At 62.5% G+C, this 19,035-nt stretch carries 19 protein-coding genes; 8 read left to right on the top strand and 11 right to left on the bottom strand.

Annotation, left to right across the window (positions count from 1 at the left end):
- Window positions 1–11 precede the first annotated feature (11 nt).
- Entirely contained in the window at window positions 12–1,979 is a 1,968-nt protein-coding gene (locus tag AC0L2K_RS16880) for a putative bifunctional diguanylate cyclase/phosphodiesterase (RefSeq protein ID WP_287240746.1), read from the top strand.
- A gap of 353 nt (window positions 1,980–2,332) precedes the next feature.
- On the opposite strand, the gene AC0L2K_RS16875 is transcribed toward AC0L2K_RS16880, so the two are convergent.
- The gene (locus AC0L2K_RS16875) at window positions 2,333–2,599 is read right to left on the bottom strand and encodes a hypothetical protein (protein WP_023799099.1); all 267 of its coding nucleotides are present in this window, start codon (window positions 2,597–2,599) and stop codon (window positions 2,333–2,335) included.
- A 148-nt stretch (window positions 2,600–2,747) separates the two neighbouring features.
- Between AC0L2K_RS16875 and AC0L2K_RS16870 the strand changes: the two genes are divergently transcribed.
- From AC0L2K_RS16870 to AC0L2K_RS16850, 5 genes are all read left to right on the top strand, one after another.
- Window positions 2,748–3,683, top strand: coding sequence for a hypothetical protein (locus AC0L2K_RS16870; RefSeq protein ID WP_473524572.1), 936 nt, complete (start codon window positions 2,748–2,750; stop codon window positions 3,681–3,683).
- Window positions 3,684–3,788: 105 nt separating this feature from the next.
- Window positions 3,789–4,649 (top strand): FAD binding domain-containing protein, encoded by an 861-nt coding sequence (locus AC0L2K_RS16865; protein ID WP_473531869.1) that lies wholly within the window; start codon window positions 3,789–3,791, stop codon window positions 4,647–4,649.
- Window positions 4,649–5,125: a (2Fe-2S)-binding protein gene (locus AC0L2K_RS16860; RefSeq protein ID WP_023799102.1), complete on the top strand. Its 477-nt coding sequence runs from the start codon at window positions 4,649–4,651 to the stop codon at window positions 5,123–5,125. The genes AC0L2K_RS16865 and AC0L2K_RS16860 overlap by 1 nt, the downstream gene beginning before the upstream one ends.
- 2 nt (window positions 5,126–5,127) lie before the next feature.
- Window positions 5,128–7,404, top strand: a complete 2,277-nt coding sequence (locus tag AC0L2K_RS16855; protein ID WP_473531868.1) for a xanthine dehydrogenase family protein molybdopterin-binding subunit — start codon at window positions 5,128–5,130, stop codon at window positions 7,402–7,404.
- Complete coding sequence (locus tag AC0L2K_RS16850; RefSeq protein ID WP_023799104.1) at window positions 7,392–7,637, top strand: MoaD/ThiS family protein; 246 nt, start codon at window positions 7,392–7,394, stop codon at window positions 7,635–7,637. Before AC0L2K_RS16855 ends, AC0L2K_RS16850 begins: the two co-directional genes overlap by 13 nt.
- Window positions 7,638–7,845: 208 nt before the next feature.
- On the opposite strand, the gene AC0L2K_RS16845 is transcribed toward AC0L2K_RS16850, so the two are convergent.
- The 4 genes from AC0L2K_RS16845 to AC0L2K_RS16830 form a co-directional block, all read right to left on the bottom strand.
- Window positions 7,846–9,402 (bottom strand): serine hydrolase, encoded by a 1,557-nt coding sequence (locus tag AC0L2K_RS16845; protein ID WP_473531867.1) that lies wholly within the window; start codon window positions 9,400–9,402, stop codon window positions 7,846–7,848.
- A 125-nt stretch (window positions 9,403–9,527) separates the two neighbouring features.
- Entirely contained in the window at window positions 9,528–9,710 is a 183-nt protein-coding gene (locus AC0L2K_RS16840; RefSeq protein WP_413468436.1) for a hypothetical protein, read from the bottom strand.
- Between the two features lie 339 nt (window positions 9,711–10,049).
- Window positions 10,050–10,691, bottom strand: coding sequence for a peroxiredoxin-like family protein (locus AC0L2K_RS16835; protein ID WP_091590900.1), 642 nt, complete (start codon window positions 10,689–10,691; stop codon window positions 10,050–10,052).
- 514 nt (window positions 10,692–11,205) lie between these two features.
- Window positions 11,206–12,096 carry a LysR family transcriptional regulator gene (locus AC0L2K_RS16830; RefSeq protein ID WP_287238517.1) on the bottom strand — a complete coding sequence of 297 codons (891 nt, stop codon included), beginning with the start codon at window positions 12,094–12,096 and terminating at the stop codon, window positions 11,206–11,208.
- A gap of 103 nt (window positions 12,097–12,199) precedes the next feature.
- On the opposite strand from AC0L2K_RS16830, the gene AC0L2K_RS16825 reads away from it, so the two are divergent.
- A complete protein-coding gene (locus tag AC0L2K_RS16825) occupies window positions 12,200–13,069 on the top strand; it encodes an SDR family oxidoreductase (RefSeq protein WP_091599220.1) in 870 nt (289 codons plus the stop codon).
- A gap of 39 nt (window positions 13,070–13,108) precedes the next feature.
- On the top strand, window positions 13,109–13,582 hold the full coding sequence (locus AC0L2K_RS16820) for an SRPBCC family protein (protein ID WP_128246964.1): 474 nt from the start codon (window positions 13,109–13,111) through the stop codon (window positions 13,580–13,582).
- Between the two features lie 101 nt (window positions 13,583–13,683).
- Here AC0L2K_RS16820 and AC0L2K_RS16815 read toward each other — a convergent pair whose 3' ends face one another.
- From AC0L2K_RS16815 to AC0L2K_RS16790, 6 genes are all read right to left on the bottom strand, one after another.
- Entirely contained in the window at window positions 13,684–14,442 is a 759-nt protein-coding gene (locus AC0L2K_RS16815) for an ABC transporter permease (protein WP_473531866.1), read from the bottom strand.
- Window positions 14,439–15,215, bottom strand: a complete 777-nt coding sequence (locus AC0L2K_RS16810) for an ABC transporter ATP-binding protein (RefSeq protein WP_031254866.1) — start codon at window positions 15,213–15,215, stop codon at window positions 14,439–14,441. The genes AC0L2K_RS16815 and AC0L2K_RS16810 overlap by 4 nt, the downstream gene beginning before the upstream one ends.
- Window positions 15,215–16,261: an ABC transporter substrate-binding protein gene (locus AC0L2K_RS16805; RefSeq protein ID WP_128246961.1), complete on the bottom strand. Its 1,047-nt coding sequence runs from the start codon at window positions 16,259–16,261 to the stop codon at window positions 15,215–15,217. Before AC0L2K_RS16805 ends, AC0L2K_RS16810 begins: the two co-directional genes overlap by 1 nt.
- 67 nt (window positions 16,262–16,328) lie before the next feature.
- Window positions 16,329–16,766, bottom strand: a complete 438-nt coding sequence (locus AC0L2K_RS16800) for a VOC family protein (protein WP_473524735.1) — start codon at window positions 16,764–16,766, stop codon at window positions 16,329–16,331.
- A 2-nt stretch (window positions 16,767–16,768) separates the two neighbouring features.
- On the bottom strand, window positions 16,769–17,497 hold the full coding sequence (locus AC0L2K_RS16795; protein WP_128246959.1) for a FadR/GntR family transcriptional regulator: 729 nt from the start codon (window positions 17,495–17,497) through the stop codon (window positions 16,769–16,771).
- Window positions 17,498–17,508: 11 nt separating this feature from the next.
- Window positions 17,509–18,960 carry an FAD-binding oxidoreductase gene (locus AC0L2K_RS16790; protein WP_473531865.1) on the bottom strand — a complete coding sequence of 484 codons (1,452 nt, stop codon included), beginning with the start codon at window positions 18,958–18,960 and terminating at the stop codon, window positions 17,509–17,511.
- Window positions 18,961–19,035 lie beyond the last annotated feature (75 nt).

Genomic DNA, 19,035 nt, shown 5'->3' with positions numbered 1-19,035 from the left:
GCGTGGCTCGAATGGCACGCTTTGAAGGCTGGCGCGTTCCCGTCACCTACGGGACCGCCATCGCGGCTGCAGCAGCCAGCTCTGCGGTCCTGATCACCGTACTGTTTCTCAGCCTCAGCAAGATCGAATATTCGCTGCCGCGGTTCGGCTTTTTCGCCATCCGCGAGTTCCATATTGCAATACGCGATGTAACTCACCTCAAGGACATGACATCGCTCGCCAAGGCCGCCCCCGGCTCTGCAGACAGCCTTGAGCAGTTATCAGCGGCGAACGACCTGGTCTACATCCGCTTCAAGCGGATCGACGGCACCGGGACGGCAAGCGAGATTCCCGCCTACGCAAGTATCGTTCCGCGTATCGTTGACGCGGTGACACGGCTTGATGCCATGATTGCGGCCGGGCTGCCTCTCGACGAAAAGATTTTGAAGGAAATGGGGTTGGAGCTCGAGCATCTCGTAGCGAGGATGAACGACGAATATTACAAATATGGAGATGAGATCAACGTGGATCTCTATTCGGCGGAAAAAAGCCTGAAGAGATTCAACTACCAGATTGCATTCGCTCTGGCGGTCTTGTCGCTGCTGGCGATCGGAACTGCCGTATTGCTTATCGGCCGTCGGGAAACGATAAGGAAACTGGAGTTTCTGGCCTGGCGCGACGCGACGACGGAACTGAAGAACCGTGCCTGGATGTCAGCCAACAGGGACGTGATGCTGGACCGGGCAAGGCTGGCCGGCAAGCAACTCCGCCTTTTCCTGATAGATTTGGATCATTTCAAGAGCGTGAACGATACGTTCGGTCATCACATCGGTGATCTCTTGCTGAAAGCCGTCGCCGAAATCCTGCAATCGGTCGAACGGCCCGACGAAGTTGTCGCCATCCGTTTGGGCGGTGACGAGTTCGCCGTCATGGCGATCGGGGACCGGCACGCGGCAGCCGATGCTCTCGGAAATCGGCTTCGCGAGCAATTGAACCGGTTTGCCGAACTCGCGGGCCACCACGTGCGGATGGGAGCCAGTATCGGCATGGCGTGTTTCCCCGAACATGGTTCGGATATTTCCACCCTGTTGCGCAACGCGGACAGCGCTCTTTATGTCGCCAAAGCCGAAGGACGCTCTGGCTTCGTGACGTTCTCGCCTGCAATCCTCAATCAGTTCGATATGCAGCTCGGCCAAGAAGCTGGGATTAAGCGTGCGCTTAACTGCGACGAGTTCTTTCTGGTTTGGCAACCGCAGTTCGAGCTGGCAACCGGCCGCATGATCGGCGCCGAGGCGCTGGTGCGCTGGCGCGATCCCGCTTCGGGCGCGATTCGTCTGCCGATGTCATTCATTCCAATTGCCGAACGAAGCGACCTGATACTGGAAGTTGACAAGGTCGTGCTGAGCAAGGCTTGCCTGCAGGCAGCTCGATGGGCGCCTGTTTCTGCCCATGATTTCGTTTGCTCGGTCAATCTGTCGGGCAAAAGCCTTCAGAACGATGCGTACTTTGCCCACCTTGTTCTGGTGCTGCAACAAACAGGACTGCCGCCGTCGCGCCTGCAACTGGAAATAACGGAAGGGGTGCTTATCCAGAACAGCCGAAACGCCTTGAACATGCTGACGGAAATTCGAAACATCGGCGTCGGTCTGGCACTCGACGATTTTGGCTCCGGCTATTCAAGTTTCGGCTACCTTGCCGACTTCAACCTCGATCGGCTGAAGATCGACCGATCGTTCTTGAGCGGTCTGGAAGCGTCGAAGAAAAAACAGAACGTCGTTCGAGGCATTATAGCGCTGGCCAATTCGCTCGGCTTGACCGTTCTGGCAGAGGGGGTGGAAAACGAAGCGCAGCTCGATTTCCTGATCGCCGAGCATTGTCACAGCGCTCAAGGGTTTTTCCTGTCACAGCCGATCGAAGAAAATCTGCTGACGAACCACCTGGCCGCGAGGCAAGGCAGGATGAGAGATACGGACAAGTTCAGGCTGGGTATTTCTGCGTAAGGGGTCGCTGCCGACCCAACCCAGAATGGTTCGAGCTTTTTCGCGGAACGGGGTGGTAGCGTTCGGGTCTGGGCCGTAGCATTCTTCGGCTGAGGTAACGGCATGGATCCCAGGGTCTGCGCCGCGCCGCTTCGCTCCTTGCTTCGCCTAGGATGACGAAGTGGAGGGGTGTTTCGGCCAATCTCCAACGTTTGCGATCTGCCAGTGAGATTTGCCACCGACGGTTCGCAGCCGATGGCAGACTTGCGGCTCGAAGGACATGAGAAGGTAGGCCGCAGCGACTGACGAGATCGACGTGCGCAACGAAATGTCGAACGAGCAACACCGCCCTGAAGTGCGTCAGCTGCGAAGTCCTATGCGAACAGGCCGACTGCTCGATCGTAAAAATGGTCGAGGGCGCAGCGCCTGGCGGCAATCCGGGCGGCTTCAAGCAATTCCTCGCGGCCCGAGGCGCCGTCCTTGTAGGTTGCGATAACCACACGCGCGATCCTTTCGGCGTCCTCGTTGTCGAGCTCCGCTTCGCCGGACCGCAAAGTTTCCCGCACCACACCCCTCAAAAGATCCAGTTCAATGGTTGAAAAGACGCCCATATAGGGCGCGGATTTGCACTCCACGGCCATCTGAATTCCTCCCACTGTCACGATATCAAACACGCGGCAGATTACAACTAAAGTATTAGGCGAGCGCACGCTTTTGGGGGCGCCCGTAGGCGTTGAAACGGAATGGGATTAGTCTGCGCGGTCTCGGGCTTCAGGACGCGGCAAAAGAATGGATTTCAGTTCAGGGCAAGGCTATTTCCTCATCGGCGGCCTCATCCTGGTCGGTGCCGGGCTGCTGATCCTTTCGCTGATCGTCAATGCTCGTGTGGCGCACAGCGTGCGCCACGACATGCGCCATCGTGAAAAGCTGCTGGAGTATTATCGCAACATCTTTTCCCAACTCGGCGTGATCCTGATCGGAATTGGCGTTTCCCTGTTCATCTTCTTTTTTCAGCAGAATTATCAGGAGCAGCGCAAACGCGAAACCGAGCTCCAGCTGGTTCTCGCCAAACTGGCCGCGCGCATTGCTCGCGGGGCGGCCGTCGTCGAATACCTCAGCGAATTCGATGCGCTGCTGGATGATGGCGGACCCTATATCAGTCCGGAACTCGGTGGAACCAACGCCGCGATCAGCGCGCACGGGGCGGAAGTCGGCAAGCAGGTCGCCGAGATCCTTTTGGTTGAGCGCGATGTTGAGGTTCAAGGGTTCGAGATCCTGAACCTATCGCGCGACTTCGAGGCATCGTTCGTCGTCAACGAGCTCGATCCCGCGCTGTGGTTCAACATCGTCCGGGATGAGAGCGAGATCAAATATGCCACCACTCAGCTCGCCCTCGACTACAAGGACCTGCAGGATGCGATGGGCGGAGACTCGATCGCGGTTGCGATCGCAAATCCTGAAAAACAGGCAAAAATCAAGCAGGAGGTGCTCGACATCTTTTATGATGCCGACCTCTTGCGCCAGCGCAGCCGAAGACTTCTCGGCCGTGCGTGCTGGCTTTTCAGCAAGGGGCGCAGCTTCGTCAAGCTTGGACCGGTCGACGAGATCGAGGCCGAAGCCAGGTCGCACCAGGAATGGATCGATCGGTCGAAAGGTTTCCTGACGCAGTTGAAGTCGGGAAGCGGCGATTGTTTCAAATTGCTCCAGTTCAACCCGGCGCCCTGAACGCGGACGCGCCTGGCCTAATCGCTGCTCATGCAGAACCGGATGACCATTCCAATCCAAGGCTCTATAACAGGCCGACAGAATTGCGATGATCAAGGGGAGACGATGCGCTACATACGTCCGCTTTCAATGGAAGATGCCGTTGGCCAGTTGGCCGGCTCGCCCGGCACCGCCGCCATTCTCGCCGGAGGCAGCGACCTCCTGGTGAGAATGAAAGGCGGCTTTATCGAGCCCGACCTTATCGTCGACATCAAGTCGATCGACGGACTGGGCGAGATCGGGGAAACGGCGGAGGGCTTCAGCATCGGTGCCGCGGTCCCCTGCGCCCTGATGGGAGAGAGCGCGGCCTTGAACAGGGAATGGCCGGGCGTCGTCGAAGCGGCCAAGCTGATCGGCTCCAAACAGGTGCAGGGACGCTGCACGATCGTCGGCAATCTTTGCAACGCCTCGCCGGCCGCCGACAGCGTGCCGGCGCTGGTGGCCGCCGGCGCCAGGGCATCGATTGTCGGGCCAGGAGGCAGGCGCACGGTCGCGGTGGAGGCAGTCCCCACCGGGCCTGGCAAGACGTCGCTCGCCAAGGGAGAAATCATCGAGGCGATCCTGCTCGACAGGCGGGCGCCGCGCTCCGGCGATGCCTATCTGCGTTTCATTCCACGCACGGAGATGGACATCGCCGTGGTCAGCGCCGGGGTGAACCTGACGCTCGATGAGCAAGGCGTCGTCAAATCGGCCCGCGTGGCGCTGGGCGCAGCGGCACCGACGGTGCTGCTGGTGGAAGAGGCGGCCGAGGCCCTCATCGGCAGGAGGCTGGACGAAGCAGCACTTGAGCGGCTCGCCAAGGTCTGCTCGGGGGCCTGCCGCCCCATCGACGACAAGCGGGGCACCGTCGAGTTCAGAAGAAAAGTTGCGGGTGTGCTGGCCAGGCGGGCCGCCACGACCGCCTATGCGCGTGCAGGAGGCAAGTGATGGCTGGTGTAGCAGTTTCAACGACAATCAACGGCGACAATGTCGAGTACCTTTGCCAGCCGGACGAGACGCTGCTCGACGTGCTGCGCGACCGCCTCGGGCTGACCGGCGCCAAGGAAGGCTGCGGCACTGGCGACTGCGGCGCCTGCAGCATCATCCTCGACGACCGGCTGGTGTGCTCGTGCCTGGTGCTTGGCGCGGAGGCCGAAGGCCGGCGCGTCGAGACCATCGAGGGCATGGCGCATGGCGACAGCCTGCACCCGCTGCAGCAGAAGTTCCTCGAGCACGCAGCGCTGCAATGCGGCGTCTGCACGCCGGGTTTCCTGATCGCGGCGAAAGACCTGTTGGCCAAGAACCCCGACCCGACCGAGGAGGAAATCCGCTTCGGCCTGGCCGGGAACCTCTGCCGCTGCACCGGCTATGACAAGATCGTGCGCGCCGTTCAGGACGCCGCAAGCGTGATGAAGGGAGCCTGACGATGAACTTCGATCCGCGCTATTCCGGACGCAATTTCGCCTCCGTCGGCACGCGTCCCATCCGCCCCGACGGCGTCGACAAGGTAACGGGCCGCGCGCGCTATGGCGCGGATTTCAACGTGGCCGGCCAGTTGGTCGGGCGTGTCCTGAGAAGCCCTCACGCGCACGCCACGATCAGGAAGATCGACACCTCGAAGGCGGAGAAGCTCAACGGCGTGAAGGCGGTGATCACCGCGGCCGACCTGCCCGACCTCACCGACGGCGATGCCGCCATGTACGACATCCTCGACAACTGCATGGCGCGCAAGAAGGCGCTCTATGACGGCCATGCGGTGGCCGCGGTCGCCGCGGTCGACGCCCGCACGGCAAGGCAGGCGCTGAAGCTGATCGAGGTCGACTATGAAGTGCTGCCGCATGTGACCGATGTCGACGAGGCGATGAAGCACTCGGCGCCCGTGCTCGACGACACCATCTTCACCGAGGGCCTTGAGCAAAAGCCCGTCAAGCCGTCCAACGTCACCAAACGCAGCCAGTACGGCCATGGCGACATCCATGAGGGATTTGGCCAGGCCGATTACGTCGTCGAACGCTCCTTCAAGACCGAGCAGACGCACCAGGGCTATATCGAGCCGCATGCCTGCGTGGCGAGCGTCAGTTCCGACGGCACCGCCGACCTCTGGGTCTGCACGCAAGGCCATTTCGTCTACCGCCAGCACTGCGCTCAGCTGCTTGGCATGGAAGCCTCCAAGCTGCGCGTCACCTCGTCGGAAATCGGCGGCGGTTTCGGCGGCAAGACACACGTCTGGGCCGAGCCGGTGGCGCTGGCGCTCTCGCGCAAGGCCGGCCGGCCGGTCAAGCTGGTGATGACGCGCGACGAGGTGTTCCGCGCCTCCGGGCCGACCAGTGCCACCTCGATCGACGTCAGGATCGGCGCCCGCAAGGACGGCACGATCACCGCGGCCGAGGCGACGCTGCGCTATTCCTGCGGCCCCTATGCCGGCATGTGGGCCGAGCTCGGCGCCATGACCGCGTTCGCCTGCTACAATCTCGCTAACGTCAGGACGGTCGGCTACGAAGTGCTGGTCAACCGGCCAAAGACGGCGGCCTATCGCGCGCCATCGGCGCCGATGGCGGCGTTTGCAGTGGAAAGTGCCGTCGACGAGCTGGCCAAGGAGATCGGCATGGATCCGGTCGAGTTCCGGATCAGGAACGCCGCCCAGGAAGGCACCCGATCGTCCTACGGCCCGGTTTACGGCCCGATCGGCATCGGCCCGACGCTGGAGGCGGCGAAGAACCATCCGCACATGCAGGCGCCGCTGGGTAAGAACCAGGGCCGCGGCATGGCTTGCGGCTTCTGGTTCAACTTCGGCGGCCAGACCTGCACCGACCTCAACATCGGCATGGACGGCTCGGTCTCGCTTGCCGTCGGCACGGTCGATGTGGGTGGTTCCCGCGCGTCGCTGTCGCTGGTGGCGGCGGAGGAACTCGGCATCGCCTATGAGCAGATCAAGGCGGTGGTCGCCGACACCTCCAGCCTCGGCTACAACGACATGACGGACGGCAGCCGCGGTACCTTCTCCTCCTCGATGGCGACGATCTCGGCCGCCCGCAACGCCATCAAGATCCTGCGGGAACGCGCCGCGCAGATGTGGGATGTTCCCGTCGACGACGTGCTCTGGGAAAACGGCCACGCCATCGCCAAAGGCGAGAAGTACGGCAACCTTGCGGCGCTGTCTCTGAAGGAGATCGCGGCCGGGTCAGGAAAGACCGGCGGGCCGATCGCCGGCCACAGCGAGCTCGTCGCCGACGGCGCCGGCGTCTCCTTCGCCACCCATATCTGCGATATCGAGGTCGATCCGGAGACCGGCGCCACGAGGGTGCTGCGCTACACGGTCGTGCAGGATGCCGGCAAGGCGGTGCACCCGACCTATGTCGAGGGGCAGTACCAGGGGGGTGCCGCGCAAGGCATCGGCTGGGCGCTCAACGAAGAGTACGTCTACGGCAAGGACGGGCGGCTGCAGAACCCCGGCTTTCTCGACTACCGCATCCCGGTCTGCTCCGACCTGCCGATGATCGACACGCAGATCCTCGAGATCCCCAATCCCAACCACCCTTACGGGGTGCGGGGCGTCGGCGAAACCTCGATCGTGCCGCCGCTGGCGGCGATCGCCAATGCGGTGTCGAACGCCGCGGGCGTGCGGATGACGCATATCCCGATGTCGCCGCCGCGGATTCTCGCGGCGATCGAGGCGGAACGGGGAGGCCGATGGTCGAAGTAACGCTCTGGGGATCGCTCGGCGCAATCGCCGGAGGCAAGAGCAAGGTCGAGATCGAGGCGAAGGATATTCGGGAGCTGTTCAGGAAGCTGGCTGAGCAGTATCCCGGCTTCGAGCCCTACATCGACCGCGGCATCGCAGTCGCCATAGACGGGGTTATCTATCGCGACACCTGGTCGAAGGAATTGCCGCAGGGCGCTGAGATATTCCTGCTGCCGAGACTGGCGGGAGGATAGTTGGCACCATCTTACCTCGGAGCGCTGCTGCGGTGCAGAACCTTTGATCGCGGAGGAACAGCGCGAGGGGGCGCGAAAGATCGCTACAGAGCGCTTTTATTCTGAGCCGCAGCATTCTTCGGCTTATGTAACGGAATGGATCCCAGGGTCTGCGCCGCGTCGCTTCGCTCCTTGCTCCGCCCCAGGATGACGAAGGCGCAGAGGAACTCTAATCTCCGACGCGCTGCAGCGTGCCGAGATTGTTATCGTTGAGAAACTCTATGGTCATGGCCGACGCCTTGCCGTCGGGGCCGATGTCAAAGCCTACGCCCGATGGCCTGTCCGGCGTCTCGGCGTCAGGGAAGGTCAGGAAGAGGTCGCCGTCGAAATCCTTCAACGAATATGACCGGGCGCCGGCCGGCCCGACCTTGAGCACAAGAGTGTCTCCCGCAGTCGACACGACCGCATCGCCGATGAAGTCGTTGGAGTAACGGCCTGCATAGGCGCTGGCTGGCCGGGCCGGGCTTGCCGGAGACGGTGGCGCGGCATAGGTGGCGTTGGCCGCCGCGATTGCCGGGCCGAACAGACCCGCATAGGTATCGTCCCATGCCTTGATCCAATCCTTCTCGACCGTTCCGTCGAAGACGAGATCGGCGAAACTGTCGGACAGCCCCTCCGGCACCCCTGTCGAAAAGGCGTTGGCGACGATGACGATGCCAAGCTTCTCCTCAGGAAAAACTGTCACCAGGGTACGGGCGCCGACGCTGAAGGCGCCGGCATGGCCCCAGCTCAGGCCGTGCCGGCCGAATTCGACATTCCAGCCGAGGCCGTAGAAGGACGTGCCGCCTGAGACGGGGTTCCTGCCGCGCGCCATCAGGGGAACATGCGTCTGGTCCAGTGCATCTGCCTTAATGAGCGTCTCGCCGGCGTAGACCCCATTGCCGAGCACGAGGCGCACCCATTGCGAGAGATCGCGCGCCGTGGAGCTGACACCGCCCGCGGGCGCCTGCGCATCCGGATCGCGCTTTACCTTCGCGGCCCAGACGCCGTCGATCTTGACGTGGAGCGCAGCGCGATTGGCATGCTTGATGAAGTCCGCATGACGGGAGCTGGTCGAAACCATTTTAAGCGGCCGGTAGAGTTTCTCCTCGGCGACCTCTTCCCAGGACTTGCCTGTCGGCTTCGCGGCCGCGACGGCACCCTCAGTCAGTCCGAAATTGCTGTAGGAGTAGCCGGCGCGAAAGCTCGACGATGGCGACACGAACCGCAGACGACGCAGGATCTCCGCGCGATCGTAGCCAATGTCCTCAAGATCGTCCCCGGCGGTGCCGGGAAGCCCGCTGCGGTGCGAAAACAGGTCGCGGACCGTGAGTTCACTGGTCGGATAGGGCTCGGCGAGCCGGAAGGCGGGATCGAGATCGACGATTTTCGCATCCCAGGATACGATGCCCTCGCTGACCAGCGCCGCCACTATCGTTGCCGAGACTGGCTTGGAGAGGGAGGCGATCTGGAACACCGTGTCGGCGTCGACGGTCTCCGGCTTGCCGGCCTCGCGACGCCCGAACCCTCTGAGAAAGACCACCTTGTCGTCATGCACGACCCCGATGGCGAGACCGGGTACGGCACCGTCCGCGACGACACCTTCGGCGAGCAGTTCGAGCTTCGACAGGGCGGCAGTGATCCGGTCGGGCGTAAGGCCGTCGGCCGACGCCGCCTGCGGCGAAAGCACCATGACGGCGATGAAGGCCAACGTCCCCCAACGGCGGAAATTCCGACCCAACCCCACGCTCGAGCTCCTCCCCTGCAAGCACTGTCATACTACAGGCCGACGCAGGGAAGGCCAGCCCTCGCCTGCGCGATACAGCAAAGTCCGCTGCGCGACGCCAAGCGGCCATCCCGGTAGCCAACCGGTCAAAAATATCGAACGGACCATCGCTCGGCGGCGACGACAGTCATGAAGAACCCGAACGACAACAGCGATGAGAGCACGATAGCGGCGTCGAGCCGGTCGGACCAATAGTTGAAGGTCGCGTCGACGATCGTCGCCAAGACCTTGTCGGACCCGATCCATTCGCCAACGATCGCGCCGATCACCGCGGTCGCATCGCGGCGGTAAGCCGCCGGAGGCGGCGCCTAGTGGTGAAAGCCTGACGCTTGCTACCCGACGCGTAGGGCAGCTCAGGGTGGAAACTTGCCGTATGCGCGCCTGTCGGAACGACGTGATTGCGGCAAGGAGCGGACGTCGCCCCGCCTATGCGGCTTGCTCACTCTAGCGTCGGGGCGGTCCGCAGACCGTTGAATCGAAATCGCTACGAAGCCCACGGGCAGACCTTAGCCTCCTGCGCTGAGCATTTCGATGATTGTTAAATCCAAAGAATCACCACAGGACGGTGGCCGTCCAGCGAGTTTTCAGCAGCCCATTTCCGCAGCCTATTAATGTGCAACTTGGGAAGCTGCCGACATCAATTCCTCGGGATTCAGCGCTCTGAAGGTGTTGAGGCCATCCTCCAGAACTTCAGTGAAGTTCCAGCGTACGATGCCCGCCCGGTCGATTAGGAACTGACCGACAAGCTGCGCCTGGCTGGAAGCCATCGCCTGCTGATCGACTTCCGTAATCTCATATCCTTCCTTCTTGTTAAGAAATTCATTCATTGCCATGACGTTCATAGGCTCGGGCAACTCGCCCGGGAGATGGAACGGTATCGCCATGACCGTGTCCATCCCGACCTCGCGCAAGCCGAAAGCACGGTGCGAGGCTCGCTCCGGGTCGGATGCGGCGAGAAGATCGGGTGCCGGGTGGTAACGGAAATAGAGCCGCGCCCGCTCGACCGGCGTATTGACCACAGCCAGGCATTCGACGCCTTTCTCACGCAGGGCCGGCTTGAGTTGCGCCATCGCCGCGACATGGCGCCGGCAGAACGGACAGTGCAGGCCTCGGAACAACCCGATCAACAACGGGCTACGGCCTCGAAAATCATCGAGCGCGATCTTGCCTTCGCGTGAGATCGCATTGAGCACAACATTCGGTGCCCGGTCGCCCGGCTGCAGCGGGCGGTCAACACTACTCGTGGACATGGACAACCTCCTCGCCCCGGGGGTCAGTCAGGGAAAGCAGCACACCCAGCGTTTCGGAGGCGATCAAGTGCTGGGGCGAAAGCTTCCTGTGCCAAGGCAATAGCTTTCGACCTCTGCCATATTGCCGAGGTCGAGATTACGCGCGTTGCAAGCCCATCATAACACGAAAAAGCATCTGCGGGTGCCGCCAAATGTGGTGAATTACCTTACGCGAGCGCACTCCCGAATGCTCTTGCGCTGAAGGTCAGGTTCCCGACCTCGATTTGGAGGTTCAAGTCTGCAACGCCCAAGGTCGTCAACGGGTCGGTTCTTGCCGTCCACCGGCACCAAGCGTCAGACTTTCACCCCTAGGTTCTGTTGACAAAGTGCATCGGAAGACAGGCCATAGTTCCAGCACATTTTGCTAAGCAGGCTGGCATGGGACGTGAGTTCATCCATGACGCTGGCAAAGCGCTTCTCAGTTTTCGTTTTTTTGTTGCATAGGACTTTCTACGCCCGAACGCGGGTTCGGTCATCACCTGCCAATATAGGCGGCTAGTTCGTCCGGCGTCCCATTTGGGAAGGCCTGTTTTAGAAAATTCAAGAACGCCGACACTCGCGCGCTGAGTAGCCGCCGAGATGGGTAGAGCGCCCATAGAGCGATCTCGGGGCCGTCGATATCCCCCCATAGTACCAGCGTGCCGTCAGCCAAGTCGTGGGCCACCAACGAAATGGGAAGACGTGCTGCACCGACGCCGGCTCGCACCGCATCCCGGACCATGACGAGCATCGACAAAGCGAGGACAGGCTCGATTGCAATTGTTGACCGGCCACCTTGTGTCTTCACGTGCCATGTTTGCCGATCGCCCGCCCAGCGCGCGACGCCAGGAGCGGCGAGTCCACCACTCGCGCGAGGAAGGTCAGGGCTCGCCACTACGACCAGGCGGTCGCGGAGAAACGCCCGTCCAACAAGGCTTTCGTCGGGATCTGGATTGACTCGGATTACCAGATCGTAGCCTTCCTCGATCATGTCAACAGGCCGATCCTCAGTCGTAACCTCCAGCCTCACCTCCGGATATTTAAGGGCAAACCCCGCAGCAATCCTCCCCATTGCGGTCTGAGAAAAAAGCAAAGGTGCGCTAATCCGTAATCTGCCCCTGGGTCTCTGACCGCCCGAGGCAATCGCCGAAGCCGTCTCGTCCAGTTCGGCAAGCAGCGCCCCTGTCCGCTCGAAGAGCGCCCGTCCTTCTTCGGTGAGCTTCAGGCTACGCGCACCCCGTTCAAACAGGCGCAGATCAAGGCTGCTTTCCAATTCTCCAACGCGCCGGGACAGGGTCGCCTTAGGCCGTCCGGTGGCCCTTGCCGCTTTGCCGAAACCACCGTGGCGGGCAACGAGATTAAAATCGGCGAGGGCAAGAAGATCCATGTGTGTTCCACCAGCGAGACGGTGCGTCTAAAATTTCAGCCTATTGGACCCTCAGTGAGCCACACATATTGGCCGTGTCAAGCAACCCAACAGGAGAAATTTCATGACCATTCTCGTTACCGGGGCCACAGGCAATATTGGCCGCCAAGTCGTCGAACACCTCGTCAAGCGCGGCGCTGATGTACGTGCTCTCGTCCGCGATCCGTCGAAAGCCAACTTCCCGGCAGGCGTATCCGTCGTGCAAGGCGACTTTCTCGATGTCGATTCGCTGCGCAAAGCCATGTCTGGAGTTTCCACTCTGTTCCTTTTGAACGCCGTAGTTCCGGACGAATTCACCCAAGCTTTGGTCGCGCTGAACGTCGCCCGATCGGCCGGTATCGAGCGGATCGTATATCTGTCGGTGATCCACGCTGACGGCTACGTGAACGTGCCCCATTTCGCTGGCAAATTCGGCGTCGAGCGAATGATCGAGCAGATGGACTTCAAGGCTACGATCTTGCGCCCAGCTTACTTCATCCAGAACGATCTGATGATCAAGGACGTCATCACCGGCTATGGCACCTACACAATGCCGATCGGCGACAAGGGTCTCGCCATGATCGACGTCCGTGATATCGCCGAGATCGCCGCCCTTGAGCTGCTGCGCCGTGAACAGGCCGCAGAGCCGCTTGCGATCGACTGGATCAACCTCGTCGGTCCAGAGACACTGACTGGGGCGGATATCGCCGCCATCTGGTCAGACGTGCTCGCCCGCCCGATCAACTACGGCGGCGACAATACCGAGGATTTTGAGCAAAATCTCAAGCAGTTCGTGCCCGCCTGGATGGCCTACGACATGCGTCTGATGGGCGAGCGCTTCTTCACCGACGGGATGCTGCCTGGGGCCGGCGACGTCGAGCGCCTGACTGCCCTGCTCGGACGTCCACTGCGCCCATATCGAGCCTTCGCCTCGGAAACCGCTGCCTCCGCCTGACGGAAGCGCAGCCCCTGTCTGATCACAAGGACTGTCATCATGATTTATTCAACTGCCACAGTTCCGGTGAACCCGGAAGGCGAAGTCCCATTGACGCGCGCTCAAGTGTGGAAGGGTCTCGAGCTGAAAGCACGCGACGCCCGCTTGTTCCTTGTCACGGGTCTCTGCACCCGTTGCGACGTTGTGGAGGAAAGCGCTACCCACTTCGTGCGTGAGGCCACGATCGGTGGCCACGACCTGCGCGAAATCGTCACGCTCGAGCCGGAAAGCAAGGTCACCTTCTTCCAGGCATCCGGTCCGCGCGAGGGAGCGATTGTCAACGAACTGTTCGAAGATGGAGAAGGCGCACTGCAGCTTCGCTTCTACTGCTACATTGGCTTGCGCGGCAAAGAGCCAAACGGTCGCGAGGAGCAGGCCGAGCAGGCTCAGTTCGGCAGCGAAAACGGCTACAAGGCCGCCCTGCTGTCGACGCTGAAGCGGACCCGCGAACTGCTCGCAGCGGGAAAGCTCTAATCATCGCCAGAAACACAAGCAACAGGGCGGCTCTCAAGGAGGCGCCCTGCCTTCGCGGGAACAAATGATGCTACGTCCGTCGCCGACGCGTTCAGCCGCCTCTAACGGTATCGAACCGACCATCGCTCAGCGGCGACGACGGTCATGAAGAACCCGATCGACAACAGCGATGAGAGCACGATGGCGGCGTAGAGCCGGTCGGACTGGTAGTTGAAGGTCGCCTGGATGATCAGCGCGCCGAGACCTTTGTCGGAGCCGATCCACTCGCCGACGATCGCGCCGATCACCGCGGTCGCCGAGGCGATCCGCAGCGAAGCGAAAAGCATTGGCAGCGCGCGCGGCAGGCGCAGGCGCCAGAATACTTCCCAGCGCGTCGCCGACAGCACGCGGAACAGCTCGTGCTCGCTGGGGCTCGCCGATTCCAGACCCCGGATCATGTTGATGAGCGTTGGGAAGAAACAGATCACCGCCGCGATCACGATCTTGGGCAGCATGCCGAGGCCGAAGATGAGGATGACGACCGGGGCCAGCGCCAGCACCGGGATCGTATTGAAGAACAGCACGACCGGAAAATAGGCCGCCTGCAGCGTACGGCTGTGAACGAAGACGACCGCCAGCAGCACTGCGGCGAGGTTGCCGAGCACGAAGCCGGAGAGCGCCTCGATGGCCGTCGGCCAGAGGTTCGACAGGAGAAGCGATCCGTTCCCGGCAAACACGCCCGCTATCGCGGTCGGCGTCGGAACGACGTAAGCGGGCACGCCGGCGAGCGGCAGCAGGAATTGCCATGCGAGAATAAGCGAGCCGGCGCCGAGGATCGGCAGCGCAGCCTGTGCGAATGGCGAAAGCGCGCCCTGGTTCACGACGCCGCTCCGAGGGCGGAGCGCATCCTGGCCATTGCCGCGACGATCGCCGGATCCTCGCGCGAGCATCTGTTGTCCGGCCCCTTCAGCGGACGAAGGTCGTGGTCGGCGACGATCCGTCCGGGATGGGCGGCAAGCACGATCACGCGCTGCCCGAGATAGACGGCTTCGGCAATGGAATGCGTGACGAACAGCACGGTCGTTCCGGTCCGCCGCCAAAGGTTCAGCAGTTCGTCGTTGAGGCGATCGCGGGTGATCTCGTCAAGCGCGCCAAACGGCTCGTCCATCAGAAGCAGACGTGGCTCGCCAAGCAGCGCCCGGGCGATAGCCAGCCTTTGGCGTTGTCCGCCGGAAAGCTGATGCGGCAGGCGCTCACCAAGCGCCGACAGCCCGACGAGTTCGAGCAGCTCGTCGGCGCGGTCGTCTATCATGCGCGACAGGCTGCGGCGGCCCACCTGGATCGGCAGCCGCACATTCTCGCGCGCCGTGCGCCACGGCAAAAGGGTCGAGTCCTGGAAGACAAAACCCACGCCCCGGCCGGAGCGCACCGCCGACGGCGTTTCGCCCATCACGCGTATCGTGCCCGCGAGCGGCGCCAGAAGATCGGCGACAACCCGCAGAAACGTCGACTTTCCGCACCCCGAAGGCCCGAGGATCGACAGGAATGTCCCGGCCTCGACTGTCAGTTCGAGACCGGAGATCACCGTCACGGGCGAGCGCCGGCCGGGATAGCCGACGTCGAGCCCGGAAGTTTCGATGGCCGGCGCGGCCATCAAGAGGCGGGCGCGCCGAGCTTCGGCCGATCAGCCGCACTGAGTTCGAGCACCTTCGTCGTATAGACGTCCTCGGCCTTCGGCCTGCCGTTTGGATACTGGCCAATCTGGTCAAGCAGCGCGATCTGGCTCTCGATTGAGGCAGGATCGAAGGTGCCCCATCCATCCTTTTTCGTGTTGTCGTCGAACGACAGTTTCAGCACCAGGGAAATCGTCTTCTTTTCCCAGCCTGCGTCGATCTCGGGATAGGCCGCGACGAGCTTGTCGACCGCCTGCTCGGGATTGGCGTGGACCCAGCCCCACCCCTTGGCCACCGCCCCGATGAATTTCGCCAGGGTCGCGGAATCGGATTCGATGGCGCTGTCGGTCGCGAAGTAGACGTTGGCATAGGACGCCAGGCCGAGCTCCGACAACAGCAGATCGATGCGATCGTCACCGACGACGCTGAGCGCCTGCGTGTTGGTGATCCAGCCGCCGATCGCATCGACGTCGCCACGAACCAACGGCGCCTTGTCGAACCCGACATTGACGATGGTGACCTCGGAAGGGTCGATCTTGTTCTTCGCGAGCATCGCGTCGATGGCGAAGCGCGCGGTCGGCTGCGTGCCGATCCGCATCCCCTTCAGATCCGCCACCGACCGGATCGGCTTCTCCGGTTTCGACGTCAGCGCATAGGGTCCGGTGCGATAGCCGCAGGCGATTATCCTCACCGGAACGCCGCTCGCCCGCGCGGCATAGAGTTGAGGCGATTCCGAGAATTGGCCGAGCTGGGCGGCACCGGACACCACCGGCGGCACGGTGGCGGCGTTCGGCCCGCCGGGGCTGAACTCCACTTCAAGCCCGGCTTCGCTGAAGTAGCCATTGGCGACGGCTGCGACGTCGCCGATCTGGCCGTTCGACATCAGCCAGTCATACTGGACCACGAGCTTGGCGGCTGCCGAGGCGCTGGCGCCAAACAGCTGAAGTCCCGGCCCGAAAGCCGCCAGGCCGGCGGCGCCGGCCTTCAGGATCAATCTGCGATTCCACTGCGATGCGTTCCCACTCATCTTCTTGCTCCTTTGTTGGACTGTTTGCATGCGGCGCGGCCCTTCTTGCGAGGCCGTCGCGATCCAATCACACTTGCGTGTCGTGATAGTCGCCCGGTCCGGCGCCGGTCCAGGCATAGAGTTCCCACAGCGTCCCGTCGGGATCGTGGAAGTAGGCGCAGCGCGCGTTCCAGACATAGTCGCCGGGCGGCCCGACGAACGGCACGCCCTTGTCCGACAGTTCGGCGTAGAGCCGGTCGACCTCGCCGGCGCTTTCGAGTTCCATGGCGACGCATGCCTTGTGCGCCTGCTTCGGTGAGCGGACATTCGAGACGCCGCAGTGGCGATTGATGTGGTCCAATTGCCATGCAGCGAGCGTCACGCGCTCGGAATGAAAATCGACAAAGCCCTCGGCGCGGCGTCTGATCCGGTAGCCAAGCTTCTGCGTGTAGAAGTCGATGGTGCGGTCGATATCCTCTACAAGCAGGCAGATATCGGTGATTGCCTTGATCTGCCCGAGCGACATGGTCATTTGCCTCGATTGATGGCGGTGAGCTCGACGCCTACGCGCGATGCGGCGCCTTCGATGTGCCGGCGCATCGCCTCGCCGGCAGCCTGCGGATCATGCGCGGCGAGCGCGTCGTAGATCCGCACGTGCTCGGCAACGTTGACCTCGACCAGGTCGTGGAGCGGGTTGGTGAGGCGGGCATAGTGGATCGACTGGCGGATCTGCTCGCAGACGAAGGAAATGAAGGTGTAGATGTAACTATTGCCGGTCGCCCGGGCGATCGCCCGATGGAAAAGCAGATCGGCCTCGATGCTGCCATCCTCCCAGCGCTCCTCGCCGCCCATGCGGTCCAGCGCAGCCTTGATTGCGTCAAGATCATCGGATGTACAGCGCGCCGCGGCCAGCGTGGCGGACTCGGTCTCCAGGATGCTGCGCAGCTCGAAGAGCTGCTCCATGTTGCGCTGGTCTTTCAGCGCCTCACGGTCGATCCGGATGGCGGTCCGCTGTTCCGGCGCCATGACGAATGCGCCTACGCCCTGACGCGCCTCGATCATGCCATCGGCGCGAAGCTGCGCGATCGCTTCCCTGACAACATTTCGGCTGACGCCGAACTTGTCGGCGAGCTGGCTTTCGGTGGGGAGCCGGGCTCCCGGGATGATGTCGCCGCCCTCGATCTCGCGGCTCAGATGCGAAGCGACGCGATGCGGAAGCGCCTCCACGCTGCCGATGATGGACGAACGCTGCTTCATGCGGCTTTCCCCTACAAATCGCCCGGATCAGGAATGAGACATGTCGGATTGAACAGGCCTGCCGGATCGAAGGCTGCCTTGATCGCGAAATGAAGCTGCCGCTCGCGCTGCGACAGGCCGGCCCAGAACACGTGACTGCGGCTGCGACCGACGCCATGCTCGGCGCTGAACGAGCCGCCGAGCGCTCCGACCAGCTCGTAGAGCCGGGTCAAAACCGCCTGCCCCACGGTCCTCGCTTCGCCGGGGTCGCAATCGATGGGAGGCAGCACGTTGAAATGGATGTTGCCGTCGCCCGCATGGCCATAGGTCAGGGATGTCCAGCCAGGCCAGTCTCGCAAGACACACGCGCGTGCTTGCTCGATCAGCGTCGGCACCTGGCTGAGACGAACCGACAGGTCGGTGCGGACATGATAGCCGCGCCGCGCCTGCCCCTCGACCAGGCCCTCACGGATGGCCCAGAATGTGGCAGCCTGCGAGCGGCTTTGCGCGACGACGCCGTCCCTGATCAGGTCGGCCTCGAGGGCGCGCGCCAGCATAATTTCAAGAAGGCCGCCGGCATCTATCCCTGGCCCACAGGCGAGTTCGACGATCGCATGAACCGGACATTTTTGCGTCAGCGGCGAGCGCAGGTTCGGATCGATGAGGTGGACCAGCGGCAGGCACTCCTCGCCGATGACCTCAAACGCGCTGAGAAGGTCAGAGCAGAGATGCCTTGCCGTCCGGAACAGCTCGCACGCCTGGCGGAAGCTGCCCAGTCCGACATAGGCGGTCTCGACCTGCGTCGGCCGGGGCGAGAGCCTTACCTCGACGCCGGTGACGACTCCCAGCGTCCCTTCCGAGCCGATCATCAATTGCTTCAGGCTGTAGCCGCGATTGTCCTTGCGCAGCCCGTTCATGCCGCTCCACAGTGTCCCGTCCGGCAGGACCGTCTCAAGCCCGAGCACCAGATCACGCGTCATGCCGTAGCGCAGCACATTGATGCCGCCGGCATTGGTCGCGACATTGCCGCCGATCGTGCACGATCCCTGTGCGCCAAGCGCGAGCGGGAAGGTCATCTCGGATGCTTCAGCGGCGTCCTTGACGTCCTGCAGCACGGCCCCGGCATCCGCTTGCAGCGTGAAGTCGAGCGGGTCGACGCGGCGTATCCGATTGAGACGCTCAAGCGACAGCACTGCGTAGTCCGAATTGTCTGGAATGGCGCCACCGGCAAGTCCGGTATTGCCACCCTGCACGACGATGGCGATACCGCTCTGCGAGCACCATCTCACAAACGCCTGGACGTCTTCCACCGATCCTGGACGCACGATGAAGCGGGAACTTCCGCGCCTGTCGCGGCTCCAATCGATGAGGTAGCGCTCCGCCTGGGGCGACCGGCCGTCTATCAGCGCATCACCCGCCAACTGCGCAGGCAGCTCAGCAATTGCGCCGGAAGCTTCGCGTTGAGAGGGGCGATCCGTGATCATCGGGTCAGATCATACGGTCATCCTACAACTTCGCAAGTCCTATTCTTCTCGATGCTCCAGGGTCCACCTGCCCCC

It is taken from the genome of Mesorhizobium sp. WSM4817, assembly GCF_055811135.1.
Note: the sequence above shows the minus strand (reverse complement) of the source record. Positions and strands in the feature narration are given on the sequence as shown.